Origin of the sequence: Kribbella sancticallisti (assembly GCF_039530625.1) — a bacterium.
In the GTDB taxonomy this organism is placed as follows: domain Bacteria; phylum Actinomycetota; class Actinomycetes; order Propionibacteriales; family Kribbellaceae; genus Kribbella; species Kribbella sancticallisti.
On sequence record NZ_BAAAOS010000033.1, the window covers coordinates 111,151 to 124,349 of the forward strand.

16 protein-coding genes and 1 pseudogene are annotated in these 13,199 nt (G+C 68.6%); 8 read left to right on the top strand and 9 right to left on the bottom strand.

What is annotated here, in order from left to right:
* Nucleotides 1-627 (bottom strand): TetR/AcrR family transcriptional regulator, encoded by a 627-nt coding sequence (locus tag ABD255_RS24070; RefSeq protein WP_344217656.1) that lies wholly within the window; start codon nt 625-627, stop codon nt 1-3.
* A 208-nt stretch (nt 628-835) separates the two neighbouring features.
* Between ABD255_RS24070 and ABD255_RS24075 the strand changes: the two genes are divergently transcribed.
* The 3 genes and pseudogenes from ABD255_RS24075 to ABD255_RS24085 all read left to right on the top strand — a co-directional run.
* Nucleotides 836-1,540: a GAF and ANTAR domain-containing protein gene (locus ABD255_RS24075; protein WP_344217658.1), complete on the top strand. Its 705-nt coding sequence runs from the start codon at nt 836-838 to the stop codon at nt 1,538-1,540.
* Nucleotides 1,541-1,729: 189 nt separating this feature from the next.
* On the top strand, nt 1,730-2,869 hold the full coding sequence (locus tag ABD255_RS24080; RefSeq protein WP_344217660.1) for an ROK family protein: 1,140 nt from the start codon (nt 1,730-1,732) through the stop codon (nt 2,867-2,869).
* Between the two features lie 333 nt (nt 2,870-3,202).
* Nucleotides 3,203-3,451, top strand: a pseudogene (locus ABD255_RS24085) (GNAT family N-acetyltransferase); the annotation flags it as partial.
* Nucleotides 3,452-3,545: 94 nt separating this feature from the next.
* Here the strand turns inward: ABD255_RS24085 and ABD255_RS24090 are convergent.
* Nucleotides 3,546-4,109 carry a CGNR zinc finger domain-containing protein gene (locus ABD255_RS24090; protein ID WP_344217662.1) on the bottom strand — a complete coding sequence of 188 codons (564 nt, stop codon included), beginning with the start codon at nt 4,107-4,109 and terminating at the stop codon, nt 3,546-3,548.
* 248 nt (nt 4,110-4,357) lie between these two features.
* Here ABD255_RS24090 and alr point away from each other — a divergent pair, with 248 nt between their 5' ends.
* Genes alr through ABD255_RS24105 form a run of 3 tightly spaced genes read left to right on the top strand, consistent with a single transcriptional unit; the run spans nt 4,358 to nt 7,226 of the window.
* The gene (gene alr / locus ABD255_RS24095; RefSeq protein ID WP_344217664.1) at nt 4,358-5,566 is read left to right on the top strand and encodes an alanine racemase; all 1,209 of its coding nucleotides are present in this window, start codon (nt 4,358-4,360) and stop codon (nt 5,564-5,566) included.
* On the top strand, nt 5,563-6,525 hold the full coding sequence (locus ABD255_RS24100; RefSeq protein ID WP_344217666.1) for a D-alanine--D-alanine ligase family protein: 963 nt from the start codon (nt 5,563-5,565) through the stop codon (nt 6,523-6,525). Before alr ends, ABD255_RS24100 begins: the two co-directional genes overlap by 4 nt.
* Nucleotides 6,522-7,226: a M15 family metallopeptidase gene (locus ABD255_RS24105; protein ID WP_344217668.1), complete on the top strand. Its 705-nt coding sequence runs from the start codon at nt 6,522-6,524 to the stop codon at nt 7,224-7,226. The genes ABD255_RS24100 and ABD255_RS24105 overlap by 4 nt, the downstream gene beginning before the upstream one ends.
* On the opposite strand, the gene ABD255_RS24110 is transcribed toward ABD255_RS24105, so the two are convergent.
* The 4 genes from ABD255_RS24110 to ABD255_RS24125 all read right to left on the bottom strand — a co-directional run bounded on the left by ABD255_RS24110 (nt 7,183) and on the right by ABD255_RS24125 (nt 9,369).
* On the bottom strand, nt 7,183-7,431 hold the full coding sequence (locus ABD255_RS24110) for a response regulator transcription factor (protein WP_344217670.1): 249 nt from the start codon (nt 7,429-7,431) through the stop codon (nt 7,183-7,185). The two genes, ABD255_RS24105 and ABD255_RS24110, sit on opposite strands and share 44 nt — an antisense overlap.
* The gene (locus tag ABD255_RS24115) at nt 7,421-7,741 is read right to left on the bottom strand and encodes a response regulator (protein ID WP_344217672.1); all 321 of its coding nucleotides are present in this window, start codon (nt 7,739-7,741) and stop codon (nt 7,421-7,423) included. Before ABD255_RS24115 ends, ABD255_RS24110 begins: the two co-directional genes overlap by 11 nt.
* A 95-nt stretch (nt 7,742-7,836) precedes the next feature.
* Nucleotides 7,837-8,280, bottom strand: a complete 444-nt coding sequence (locus ABD255_RS24120) for a MerR family transcriptional regulator (RefSeq protein WP_344217674.1) — start codon at nt 8,278-8,280, stop codon at nt 7,837-7,839.
* A 33-nt stretch (nt 8,281-8,313) separates the two neighbouring features.
* Nucleotides 8,314-9,369 carry an aminotransferase class V-fold PLP-dependent enzyme gene (locus ABD255_RS24125; RefSeq protein WP_344217676.1) on the bottom strand — a complete coding sequence of 352 codons (1,056 nt, stop codon included), beginning with the start codon at nt 9,367-9,369 and terminating at the stop codon, nt 8,314-8,316.
* Nucleotides 9,370-9,428: 59 nt separating this feature from the next.
* On the opposite strand from ABD255_RS24125, the gene ABD255_RS24130 reads away from it, so the two are divergent.
* Both ABD255_RS24130 and ABD255_RS24135 read left to right on the top strand, forming a co-directional pair.
* On the top strand, nt 9,429-10,187 hold the full coding sequence (locus ABD255_RS24130; RefSeq protein WP_344217677.1) for an SAM-dependent methyltransferase: 759 nt from the start codon (nt 9,429-9,431) through the stop codon (nt 10,185-10,187).
* Between the two features lie 45 nt (nt 10,188-10,232).
* Entirely contained in the window at nt 10,233-11,342 is a 1,110-nt protein-coding gene (locus ABD255_RS24135; protein ID WP_344217678.1) for a GNAT family N-acetyltransferase, read from the top strand.
* A gap of 103 nt (nt 11,343-11,445) precedes the next feature.
* On the opposite strand, the gene ABD255_RS24140 is transcribed toward ABD255_RS24135, so the two are convergent.
* The 3 genes from ABD255_RS24140 to ABD255_RS24150 are packed head-to-tail and all read right to left on the bottom strand — an operon-like array spanning nt 11,446 to nt 13,073.
* Nucleotides 11,446-11,988: a COG4315 family predicted lipoprotein gene (locus tag ABD255_RS24140; RefSeq protein ID WP_344217680.1), complete on the bottom strand. Its 543-nt coding sequence runs from the start codon at nt 11,986-11,988 to the stop codon at nt 11,446-11,448.
* A 10-nt stretch (nt 11,989-11,998) separates the two neighbouring features.
* A complete protein-coding gene (locus ABD255_RS24145) occupies nt 11,999-12,457 on the bottom strand; it encodes a Rieske (2Fe-2S) protein (protein WP_344217682.1) in 459 nt (152 codons plus the stop codon).
* Between the two features lie 19 nt (nt 12,458-12,476).
* Nucleotides 12,477-13,073 carry a DUF6529 family protein gene (locus ABD255_RS24150; RefSeq protein WP_344217684.1) on the bottom strand — a complete coding sequence of 199 codons (597 nt, stop codon included), beginning with the start codon at nt 13,071-13,073 and terminating at the stop codon, nt 12,477-12,479.
* Nucleotides 13,074-13,199 lie beyond the last annotated feature (126 nt).

A 13,199-nucleotide genomic window follows, 5' to 3' on the forward strand; every position in this document is an offset into this window, starting at 1 on the left:
TCAGGCCCGCGCCACGGACGCCGGGTCGGCCGCGAACGACTCGACGTACTCGATCACCGAGTCCAGCACGGCTTCCAGCGGGTCGGTCGACCGCATCGTCTGGGTGAGCAGCGTCCCGCCTTGCAGCGCCGCCAGCAGCGTCATCGCCAGCTTGTCCGGATCGGCCTCCGGGCGCAGGTCGCCCCGGTCGTACATCAACTGCAGCCCGTCCCGCAGCACGCTCTCCCAGCGATCGAACCCCCTTGCCAACTGCCGACGGGTGTCACGGTCGGCCTCGACCAACTCGCCGGCCAGCGAACCGAACCGGCAACCGCCCTCGCAGTTGCGCTCGCGTTGCTGCTCGACGTTGATCGCGGCCCAGCGCCGGAGATCGGAAAAGGTCTCCAGCCTCGGCGACCGCTGCACTCCCAGCACCAGGTCGGCCTGGTAGTCGACCACCTCCTGCACCAGGTGCCGCTTGTCCTGGAAGTAGTGCGCCATCTGCGACCCGCTCACACTGGCCGCCTTCCGGACGTCCTCGATGCTGGTGCCGGCCACCCCGTGCTCGAAGATCAGGTCGGCCGCCGTGCTGACGATCCGCTCCTTGGTGGCCTGCCCCTTCTTCGTCAGCCGCGCTGTCGGACTCATGCGCTCAGAGTACTCGAAAAACTGGGACGAGCAACCCAGAACCGACCTCAGAGGACTGCCAGGCCGTCACGAATTGTGGTTCTCTGGATACATTCGCGAGTTTCCGCGGGACGGACTAACCAAACTGGGCGGAGAGGCTGCATGATGTGCCTCGAAGGATCACTCCAGCCACGGGGTGCCCTGACGCTGAAACATGTCTGGAGCCCAGATGGCTGACTTCGATGTGGTCGCGCCGACGTCCGCGGACGCGTTCGCGCGGCTGGCCGTCGAACTGCACGACGCACCAAGCGTCGAGGAGACGGTCGACGCCGTCGTCCAGTTCGCGCTGCAGGCTCTCAACTGCACCTACGCCGGGATCGCGCTCTACGCGCGAGGCTCGCAGGCGGAGATCGCGGCGGTCACGGATCCGGTCGTCGCCGACGTCTACAACCTGCAACTCGACTCCGACAGCGGACCGCTGGTGACCGCGCTGCGCGACCGGAGAGCGGTGCTGATCCGCGACACCACCACCGACGACCGCTGGCCGCAGTGGGCCGCCAAGGTGGCGGAGCTCGGCGTCCGCAGCGTTCTGGACGTCCCGCTGGCGACTGGCAGCGACACCCGCTCCACCGTCGGCGTGCTCGGTCTGTACAGCCCCGATCCGGACGCCTTCGCCGTGGACGACGAGGCGATCGCGCACATCCTCGCCCGGCACGCCTCGGTCGCCGTCGCCTCGGCGCGGCACGAGGAGACGATGGCGCAGGCGGTCGACGCCCGCAAGCTGGTCGGGCAGGCGATGGGCATCCTGATGGAGCGCTTCGACGTTGACGACGACCGCGCCTTCGCCATCCTCAAGCGCTACTCCCAAGACACCAACACCAAGCTCCGCGACGTGGCACAGCAGTTGATCGACACCCGCAGACTCCCCCACTAGCCCATACTCCACCCCCGCCCGCAGGACGACCCCAGGAGCCGCAGAGCGCGCCGGTACCGGTCGGTGCGTGAGGAGACGGGGTGAGATGGAGGCAGCGGTGGAGCGACTGATGGGCGGGGCCGGTTAATTGCCGCGAGTGGCTGAGCCGGCGGAGGTAAGCTCGGCGGCGGCTGGTGGAAGGAGATACGGGTGGGCGCAGGTGCCTGGCAGCCTCTGACCGGGCCTTCGCACCAGCTTGCCCTGGAGATACTGCTCGACGGGCCGCTCTCCCGGGCCGAGCTGGCCCGCCGGGTCGACCTGTCGGCCGGCAGCCTGACCCGCCTGACCAAGCCGATGCTTGAATCCGGCCTGCTGGTCGAGGTCTCCGCCGGGCCCAGCGACCCGCGCGTCGGACGTCCCTCGCAGCCGCTCGACATCGTCCCGACCTCGCACTACTTCGTCGGCGTGAAGGTCACCGGCGACGTGGCCCTCGGTGTGCTGACCACGCTGCGGGCCGAGGTGATCGCAACGGAGGAACGCCCGCTCCCCGACCACAAGCCCGAGGCCGTCGCCGACCTGATCGTCGATCTCGCCCGCTCACTGGCCGGCGGGCAGTTCAACATCAGCGGCATCGGCATCAGCCTCGGCGGGCACATCAACCGCGCCGGCGACGTACTCCGGGGCGACTTCCTCGCCTGGACCGACGTACCGTTCCGGCAACTCGTCGCCGACCGCACCGAGGCCCAGGTGGTGGTCGCGAACGACGTCACCGCGGTCACCGAGGCGATCCACTGGTTCGGCACCGGGCGCGGCGTCAGCCGCTTCTGCCTGATCACCATCGGCGCCGGCATCGGCTACGGCCTGGTGATGAACGACAAACTGGTCGACACCACGGACACCGGCCTCGGCCTGGTCGGCCACTTCGAACTCGACCCGGAGGGCCCGCTCTGCCATGCCGGCCACCGGGGCTGCGCCAGCGCCATCCTGACCACCGACGCCATCACCGGCCAAGTCAGTACTGCGCTCGGCCGCCGCGTCGAGTACGACGAATGCCTCGCCCTCGCCGAGCAGGGCGACCCTGAGGCCAGCCGGGTGGTCGGGAAGGCCGGTCACGCCCTGGGCCGGCTGATCGCGGCAGCGTCAGACTTCACCATGCCGGAGGCGGTGATGCTCGGCGGTGAGGGGGTCCGGCTCGCAGAAGTCGCGCAGGCCGATCTACAGACAGCCCTCCGAACTCATCGGCACCCCGACGCCTCACCGCCACCCCTCCTGCTCCAGGACCCCAGCTTCACCCAGTGGGCTCGCGGCGCCGCGGTGATCGCCATTCAGACCTTCGTCCTTGGCAGCTAACAGACCCCGTAACTGATTAAAGCAAGATAAGCAGTTACCATCGTCCGTATGGATGAGTTGGTGAGGCGGTGGGAGCGCGGGTGGGGGCTGTGTCGTGGACTCAAGTCCCCGGCGGATCGCGGGTCAGCGCTGGAGGTCGTACTCGGTCTCCCCGATCGGGACCGGGAGTTGTTCGCGCTCGACGACCGGACCGCCGTCGTCGAGCGCCTGGCGAACGAGGTGGCAACGGCCACGAGGCCGGTCTGGCTGACAGTGACCACGCACCAGCCCGACGAGACGGCCGCGCTGCTGGAGCACGCCGGGCTCGACCTCTTCGCCGAGCGGAAACTGCTGATGTCGATCCCGCTGCGCGATCACCCGAGCGCGACGGTTGCCCCGGAGTACCGGCTGGAAAGCAGCAGCGACGGCCCACTGGAGTACGCGCGGATCCTCGATGCCGACGGCACACTCGCCGCTCGCGGGATGATGGCACTGGTCGGGAGCGATGCGGTCATGCATGACATCCACACCGATCCGGCGCACCGTCGACGCGGGCTCGGCCGTGTCGTGATGGGGATGCTCAGCCGGCGGGGGATCCAGGGTGGAGCGACCACCGGCTTGCTGATGGCGACCGCCGACGGCTCCGCTTTGTACGGCGTACTGGGCTGGGCGGCGGAGGCGACGATGCTGACAGCAACTACTCCTGCGACCCCCGGGCGCGGAACGCGGCGACCTTCGTCCGGTTCTGGCAGGACGTCGAGCAGAACCGCTGAGTGTGGTTGCGAGTGCCGTCCAGGAACAGGTTGTCGCACCGATCAGCGCCGCATCGCCTGAGGAGTTCCAGGTCGTCACTGCCCAGCAGCATCGCGGCAGCGGTGGCGAACTCGGCCAGCCAGCCGGTCGCCGTCGAGACCTCCGGTACGGCGAAGTGCAGGTGCCACGGGGATCCCTTGTGCCGCGATAGCTGCGGCGCGGCTTGGGTGGCTTTGAGCAACTCGTTGAGTTCAGCCGCGCTCGCGTCGACTTCGCCGTCTGCCAGGTGACTCAGCGCGCCGTACAAGTGGACGGCCCCCTCGGTGAACTCCGCCAAACCCCCGGCATCGACGTGCGGCACCTGGTTCGTCGTCAACCGCAGGGCGGCCTCGGCTGCGGTGGAATCACCTGCAGGTTGCGGTCGGCCCTGGCTCCACTCGGCGCCGAAGCTGTTCGCCAACGCGATCGCGGCCTCCAGCGAGGCCTTCAAGTGCTCGGTCGCGTCCATCCGCCCAGTATCTCCGACGCTCGCGTGCGAACCTCTGGCGGCCAATGAACGGTCCGATCGGCGCTGCCCAGCCGTATCCACCGGGTGACATGCGGGCGTGCTCGAAGGGGAGGACGGCAGGTGGTCGGCTCGATCGAAAGGACCAGAGGCGACGACGGCGAGTGCTACCAGAGTCGTAGGCCGAGGTGGGGCAACATCCGACCCCGAACCGATGTGCGCTGTCGTTGCCGGAAACAACAATGACGGACATGAACCTGGTCCAGAGTCCGGCCCGGAGCCGCTGCGTGGGGTTGGCGGAGGCTGTCGTCGATCTGTCCGTTGTCAGGGACAACGTACAAACCTTGCACAAACGGCTGCGGCCGGGCACCGGGATCATGGCCGTGGTCAAGGCCGATGCCTTCGGCCACGGCGCCGTTCAGGTAGCCCGTGCCGCCGTCGAGGCGGGCGCGACCTGGCTGGGTGTCGCCCGGGCCGACGAGGCGCTGCAACTGCGGGCCGCCGGATTGACCACTCCGCTTCTGATCTGGCTGTACGACGCGTCCGAGCTGCTCCTGCTCGCCGACATCGACGTGAGCGTGTCCACCGTCGCGGAGCTGCATCAGGTGGTCTCCGCGCCGAACGTTCGGAACGTTCATCTCAAGCTCGATACCGGGCTGCATCGCGGTGGTAGTGCGCCTGATCAGTGGATCGAGCTCACTCGCGCGGCGGCGCACTATGAGGCGCTCGGGGCGGTGAGGGTGCGTGGTATCTGGTCGCATCTCTCGCATGGCGATGAGCTGGATGCTTCGCACAGCAAGAAGCAGTTGGACGTACTCCGGACTGGGGTGAGGTTGGCGCGCAGGGCCGGGCTGAATCCGGAGGTCGTGCACTTGGCGAACTCCTCCGGCGCAGTCACCCTGGACGCACCGGACTGCAACCTGGTCCGGATCGGGGCGGGGCTGTACGGCATCGACGAGGTGGGCGCCGGTCTGAGGCCGCCGATGCGGCTGGTCAGCAAGGTCGCCCAGGTACGCCGGATCCGCGCCGGCGAAGGCGTCTCGTACGGCCACGACCACGTCGCGTCGAAAGACACCACGATCGCGCTCATCCCCCTCGGCTACGCCGACGGAATCCCCCGCATCGCGGGAACCGCCGCTGGCGCCGAAGGCGCAGCCGGCGCAGCCGGCGCAGCGGGCGCAGGCGGAACAGCCGGCGCAGGAGGAACAAGCGGACCGGCTGTCCTTGTTCGCGGCGTTCGGGTGCCGATCATCGGGCGGATCACGATGGATCAGTTTGTGGTCGACCTCGGTGAGCTGATGGTCGAGCCCGGTGAACCCGTGGTCGTGTTCGGCGACGGTGAGGCCGGTGAGCCGACGGCCGCCGAGTGGGCGGAATGGGCCCAGACCATTCCACACGAGATCTACTGCGGCCTCGGTTCACGGGTGTCGCGTCGTTACGTCGAGGGGACTCTGCGGTGAAGGTGGTCGTGATCAGTGGCGGGGCGAGCCCAGAACACCAAGTCTCCCTGGCCAGCGGGCGCGGGATCGTCAAAGCGGCGGAGCTGAGCGGGCACAGCGTCGTACCGCTCCAACTCGATCCGCGAGGCGACTGGCAGGACGGCAACCACGAGGCGATCGGGATATTGCAGGACGCGGACGTGGTCGTCCCCGCGCTACACGGCGAGGGCGGCGAGGACGGCGTCATCCAGGGCTTCCTCGAGCAACTGAAGATCCCGTACGTCGGAAGCGGGGTGGCGGCGAGTGCCGTCGGGCTGGACAAGCACCTGACCAAGGCGGTCCTGACGGCGCACGGCATCCCGGTCACGCCGGGCATCACCGTGCGCGGCGAGGACCTGAAGGACACCGAGTCCGTGGTACAGCGGCTGAAGGCGGCCGGGATCGAGTTCCCGGTGTTCGTGAAGCCCGGCAACGGTGGTTCGAGCTTCGGCGTCGCCCGGGCCACGGATCTGCCGAGCCTGGCGGCTGCCCTGGCGGTCGCGGCCGGGCTCGATCCACAGGTCCTGGTGGAGCAGGAAATCCAGGGGCGCGAGATCGACCTGGCGGTGATGGAGTTCCCCGACGGCAGAGTCGACGTGGCGCCCGCGCTGGAGATCCACGCCGACCCCGAGCAACCCTTCTTCAACGCGGCTGCCAAGTACGACAGCGGCGCCACCCGCTTCGTCGTACCGGCTCCGCTGAGTTCCGCGCTGGCCGGCCGGCTTCGCAGTACGGCGATCGAGGTGTTCGCGGCGCTCGGGTGTTCCGGGTTGGCCCGGGTGGACTTCTTCGTTCCGGCCGACGGGGTTCCGCTGGTCAACGAGATCAACACGTTCCCCGGCTTCACCCCCGCCTCGCAGTTCCCGCGGATGTGGGCCGCGGCGGGGATGTCGTACGCCGAGGTCGTCGACAATCTTCTCCAGACGGCTGCGGCCAGATGACCGTGCTGCTGAGCGACGAGCGGATCACCCGGATCCCGGCGATCGACAGCGGAGAACCGCTCGTCGAGCTCTACACCCGCGGCATCTCCACCCAGGGCCGGCAGTTCGTCCGCGAGGGTCTGGCGGATCGCCTGGCTGTGGCCGACAGCTTCCTCCCGACCGGAGTACGGCTGCACGTGGTCGAAGGCTTGCGCTCGACCGAGAGCCAGCGGGAGATCTACGACCGCTACAAAGCGGAACTGCTCAACCTGAACCCGGGCATCTCCGACGCTGAGGTGCACATCCTGGCGAGCCGGTTCGTCTCCCCGGTCGAGGTCGCCCCGCACGTCGCGGGCGCCGCGGTCGACGTGACGCTGATCGGCGAGCACGGGCCGTTCGACCTGGGCACGCCGATCGACGCGACCCCCGAGCAGAGCAACGGCGCCTGCTTCTTCGCGGCCGCCAACATCAGCCGCGAAGCGCGGACGAATCGCGCGCTGCTGGCGGACGTCCTGTCTTCCTGCGGGCTGGTGAACTACCCGACGGAATGGTGGCACTGGTCCTTCGGCGACCGGTACTGGGCCTTCGCCGAAGGCCGGGAACAGGCCCTCTACGGCCCGGCCGAAGCACCCGTGCTGTCAAGCATTTCGACGTCGCCGACCGATACGGCTGTTGCTGTCAGCCACTACTCAACCGTGGAAGGCGCCGCCGGGCATCGGTAGGCACTACCTGCATCGATCGTCGGAAACCCCTAAGACGGCGGGGAATCAGCTGCCCAGACCGGTGCTGCGGGCCCGGGACGATGGCTTCGGCGCGGGTGGTCACCTGGAGCTTGGCGAAGATGCTGGTGATGTGGTTGCCGATCGTGGCGGCGGCCAGGTTGAGCCGGCCGGCAATGGCCGCGTTCCCCAGCCCGTCAGCAATCAAAGCCAGTACTTCGCGCTCCCGCGGGGTCAGCTCGGGGAAAGAGTGTCTCGTCGGTGCGCGGGCGGGACAGGTAGGCCAGGGTCCGCCGAGCGATCCCCGGACCGAAGATCGCCTCCCCCTCGGCGACGGCCGCGATCGCCCGGATCACGTTGTCCCCGGCGGCCCCCTTCAGCACATACCCGCGGGCGCCGGCCCGCATCGCGGCGAAGACCGACTCGTCGTCGTCGAACATCGTCAGCATCAGTACGGCGACGTCCGGCGCGACCCGGGTGATTTCCCGGGTCGCCTCGATGCCGCTGAGGTCAGGCATCTGGATGTCCATCACGAGGACGTCGGGATGCAACGTGACCGCCGGTACTACGAGCCAGTACTACGGGTTGGTGCGCGAGGTCCTCGCGCACCAACTCATCCTGCGTCTGCCTGGGCCTGCTGCACTGACGACGGCGCCACCCACAGGCAGTCGGCCGTGCCCTGGTCGAGGTGCTGCTGGTAGATGTCGACCTTGTGGCTGATGACGTTCAGGCACTCGTTGAGCGCCTCGATCTGGGCGGTCACATGGTCCTGGTGGCTCCGAAGCAGCGCCAGCCGGTCCTGCTCGTTGCCCGGGCCCTGGCGGATCAGCTCGGTGTAGCGGCGGATGGTGTCCAGCGGCATCCCGGACGAGCGGAACTTGATGCACATCTCCAGCCAGTCCACGTCGTCCTCGCTGTACACGCGGCGCCCGTTCGACTCCCGGCGCACCTGGTCCGCGAGGATCCCCTCCCGCTCGTAGAAGCGCAGCGCGTGCACGCTCAGCCCGGTCCGCTCCGCGACCTGTCCGATGCTCAATCCCACGTTCAGCTCTGACATGCCGGACACTCTAACCACGACCTAGAGTCAACTCTAGGAATTTTCCACCGCCAGCCCGTCCAAAGCGTCGAGAGCCGACTGGACGTCCGCGCTGGTCGAGTAGACGTGGAACGACGCCCGCAGGTTGCCGCCGCGGACGGCAGCCCGGATCCCCGCCGCCGCGAACGCTTCTTCGGCCCCGGGAATCGCGGCACTGACGATCGCCGAGTCACCCGGTGGAAGCCCGAGCCCGGCCCGGAACTCGTTCGCCAGTGAGAGGTTGTGCTCGTGGATGGCCTCGACGCCGATCTGCTCGATCAACTCGAGCGCAGGTGCCGCGCCGACGAAGCTGAACCAGGCCGGCGACTGGTCGAACCTGCTCGCATCCGAGGCCAGTTCCAGCTGCGTCCCGTAGTACGAGGTGTGGACGTTCTGGCCGGCGTACCAGCCCGCGTGAAGCGGACGGCAGCGCTCCTGCAGGCGGGGGGACAGGTAGCCGAGGGTCGCTCCGCGGGGCGACATCAACCACTTGTACGTGTGCGTGATCAGCGCATCGACCCCCGCCACGTCGAGCGGCAGCCAACCCGCCGCCTGGCTCGCGTCGATCACCACCAGCGCACCGATCTCCTTGCTGGCGGCAACCACCTGGGCAAGGTCGAGCACCGTCCCGGTGAGCGACTGCACCGCGCTGACCGCGACCAGGTCGACCCCGGGCCGGATCGCCTCGATCAACTTGTCCGTGCCCGCCGAGACCACCTCGACGCCGCGATCGGCGTGCACCATCCACGGGTAGACGTTCGAGGTGAACTCGATGTCGTCGACCAGCACCTTGGACCCGCCCGGCAGGGCTGCGGCAATCGGCGCGACCGCAGCCGAGACGGTGCTGCCCACGAACACGTCCGCCAGGTCGGCCCCGACCAGCCGGGCGAACGACGCCCGCGCCCGCGTGGTCGACTCGTCCCACGGCTCCCAACTGGTCGCCCCGACTCGCCAGTCCCCCAGCGCCGCCTGCAGCGCATCCCACCCGGGCCGCGGCGGCAACCCGTACGAGGCAGTGTTCAACCACCCCGGCTGCGGGTCCCACAGGTGAGCGAATTCGGCGACCGTCATCTGATCAGGCTCCTCCGTGCGTACTGTCGGACCCAGCCATTCGATCACGGAGTGCCGCGTTGTCTTTCACCATCTCGTCCACCTGGTACCAGGACTTCTTCACCGAACTACCGAACGAGTTCTGGCGGCAGGCGATGCCGCCGGAAGCCACCGGCGCCGACATCGACTTCACCGAGCGTCACCTCGAACTGCGGCCGGACGCGCGCGTGCTCGACGTGCCGTGCGGGAGCGGGCGGCACGCGCTCGAGCTCGCCGCGCGTGGCCACCGGGTCACGGGACTCGACATCTCGGACGAGGCGGTCGCCCACGGCCGCCGCGCTGCCGAGGCCGCCGGACTCGACGTCGACCTGCGAGTGGCCGACCTGCGCGACCTCCCGCAAGACAGCTCGTACGACGCCGCGGTCTGCCTGGGCAACAGCTTCGGCTACCTGGACCTCGCCGGCACCCGCGCCTTCGTCGAGGCGCTGGCGGGATCCCTGCGGCCCGGAGGCGGTCTCGTGATCGACTCCAGCACCGCCGCCGAGACGATGCTGCCGCACTACCAAGGCGGATCGCAGACGATGTCCGTCGGGGACATCACGATGGAGGCGCGCCGCGAGTACGACGTACTGCGGAGCCGGGCGTTCAGCCACTACCGGTTCAGCCGCGGGGACGAGGCGGTCGACGTGACCGCCGTGCACTACGTCCTCACCTGCGCGCAGATCGCGGCGCTGCTCACCGAAGCGGGATTCGTCGAACTGGAGTTCTTCGGCGGTCCCGACGATACGCAGTACGAGGTCGGGTCGGGTCGTCTGCTCGTCACTGCCCGCCGGAGTTGACGCCGCGGGCCGGATAGCTTGGTCCCGACCGACCTGGGAGGGGCGATGCGGTTTCCGGACGACGTGCCTGTGCTCACCGACGGGGTGGTGCGTTTGCGGGCGCCGCACACCGACGACATCCGGGCGATGCTCGAGATGAACGCCGACCCCGAGACGCAGCGCTGGACCGACTTTCCTCCCGAGCGCGATCCCGAGCGGCAGGTGCTCGAGCGGATCCCGGCCGGTTGGCGCGACGGCGGACTGTGGAGTTGGGCGATCGAGTCCGACGGCCGGTACTGCGGTGCCGTGATGCTGAGCGGCGGGGAGGGCGGCGTCGGCGCGATCGGCTTCACCCTGCACCCCGCCGTCCGCGGCCGCGGACTGACGACCCGGGCCGTGCGGCTGGCCGTCGCCCACGCGTTCGACGTACTCGGCTGGGACCGGGTGACCTGGAGCGCCTTCGTAGGCAACTGGGCGTCCCGCCGGATCGCCTGGCGGACGGGATTCCGGCACCTGACCACGGCGTACGGCGCTGGGCTGGCTCGCGGCGTGCGGTACGACGAGTGGATCGCCTCGATCGGCCGCCAGGACGACCGCGAACCCGAGGACCCGTGGTGGACGGTTCCCGTGATCGAGCACGGCGGGCTCAGGCTCCGGCCGTTCCGCGATGACGACGTGGACCGCCTGGTCGAGACCACTCTCGACGAGCGGACCCTGCACTGGCTCGCGAACATCCCCGTCCCGTTCGGCCGCGAGCAGGCCGAGCAGTATGTGGCCAAGTGCCGCGAAGGACTCGCGGCCGGCGATCGAGTCACGTGGGTGATCGCCGATGCCGGCAGCGACGAGATGCTCGGCGATGTAAGCGTCTTCCGGATGCAGAACGGGTCCAACCCGGTCGGGGAGATCGGCTACAGCGCACATCCCGCGGCGCGTGGTCGCGGGATGATGACGACGGCGGTCGGCCTGGTGGCCAAGCAGGCCTTCCTGCCGATCGAGCAGGGCGGACTCGGCCGGCGCCGGCTCGAAATCGTTGCCGCCAAGGGGAATCGCTCCTCGATCAGGGTCGCCCTGGCCAACGGCTTCACCCAGACCGGGATCAAGCGAGCCGCCGACCGCCGTCGGGACGGCAGCTACGAAGACCTGGTGATGTTCGACCTGCTGAGCGACGAGCACTGAGCTTCGACCCGTCGCTCGAGGTCAGCGGGCTCCTCCGCCCAGACCTCGTCCAGGCGAAGCAACTCCTCGAGGGTCAGCGGTTCGTCCTCGAATCCGTGCCCGCTCATCGCAGGCGGCGGCCTTCAGGGCTGAGCACGTGCCAGGTGCCCTTTAGGCCTTCGCCGAGGACGTCACCGGGCTTCTGGTCCTTGGCATACCGGTACAGCGGCCAGCCGTTCAGCGTGGCCTGGATGTCCTTGTCCGGCCGGACCACACTCCCGACCTTGGCCTGGCTCACCGCGGCTCCGGCGACTACTCCGGCCTTCTTCACGTAGACCGGCTTCCACGCGGCCAAGCAGGTCTTGCTCACGCAGACGGACTTCGACGGGTCGTTGCCGTCTAGGACCGACATGTAGAGGGTGAGACCGTCGGCATCGACGGCGACCGGCCCGAGCTTCGTAGTACCGGCTTTGATCACTACCGGGGCTTCTACAACTGCTGATGGTTTGGCCGCAGGTGGTTTAGCTGCGCTCGGCGCAGCAGGAGGCGGTACTGCGGCGGGCGCCGCCGGCGCGGTCGTCGCGATGTTGCCGACAGCCGGGCTCAGTGCCGCTACCGCAACCGTCGCCCCGATCACCCAGAGCATCGTGGGCAGGCTCTTGAACATGGCCATCGCCCTAGGCCTGGAAGATCGCGCCGTCGCGCTGCTGAACGGACACCGGCGGCAACGGCTTCTTCGCCGGCCCCGCCACCCGCTCACCACTCGCGGCATCGAACTTGCTGCCGTGGCACGGGCAGTTGATCGTGCCGTCGGCGACATCCGTCACCACGCAGCCCTGGTGCGTGCAGATCGCCGAGAACGCAGAGACCTTGCCACTCGCGTCCTTGCAGAGCACGACGTTCTGCTCCTTGAGGATCACCCCGCCACCGGCCGGAATGTCCGCCACCTGGGCGAGCGCGGCCGGGCCGGGCGCAGTACCAGTCGTCCCCTGTGAGACTGGCGCCTTGCTCGTGGGCTGGGTCGTCGCGGGTGGCGGTGCCGCCTGCTGCACGATGCACCCGCTCAGTACTGCGGTCGTGGCCGCGGCGCCTCCCGCAAGGAGGACGGTCCGGCGTTCCACCTCTGATTTGCTCATGGTCATAGCTCCTGTTCGATCAACGCAGCGGAACGCCGGATTGGGTGAAGTACCAAAGAGACGCGGTGGCCCAGGCTCCGACCAGCAGGGCGAACAACAGCCCGCCCGAGATCGGCAGAGCCCAGCCCGGCATCTTGTTGGCCCGCAGCGCGAGCATCTTGGTCGTGAAGGCGCCGTAGAAGGCGCAGCCGAACAGCGAATGCAGCGCGGTCCTGGTGTCGAAGGTGCTGTACCCGAGACTCCACAAGCAGTGGTAGGCCACGGGAAGCGTTGCGACAAAGGCGATCGCGCCACTCCACCGATGCAACTGCGACAACACCGCAGGCGCCTCGCGCTTGACCGGCAGCCGTCCATACATCCACAGCGCCGACACCACCTGAAACACCGCCAGTACTACGGCCGCCGTCCCGAGCCACGCCTTCATCGGAGTAAGCCCGGTGAAGCCCACCAACAGCGCCAGCGGACGCCCGGTCGGCGTATGCACCTTCCCGTAGAACCCCAGCGACACCGCCACCAAGGCCCCCACCACCGCAAACCCCAATAAAACAAAAGCCCCCGGCACACCCCGTCTGGGCTCTGCCGCCACTTCCCCAGGCGATTCCACGTCCGTCTCCATGGCACTCCCACCCTCCCGGCAACACCTCGTATGAGCGCTATACGTGCAGATCCACCGACCGGTTCAGATGGTTCTGCTCGGACACCAGGCTTGACCTAGACAGCGCTCTAGCTCCTAGGTTCGGGT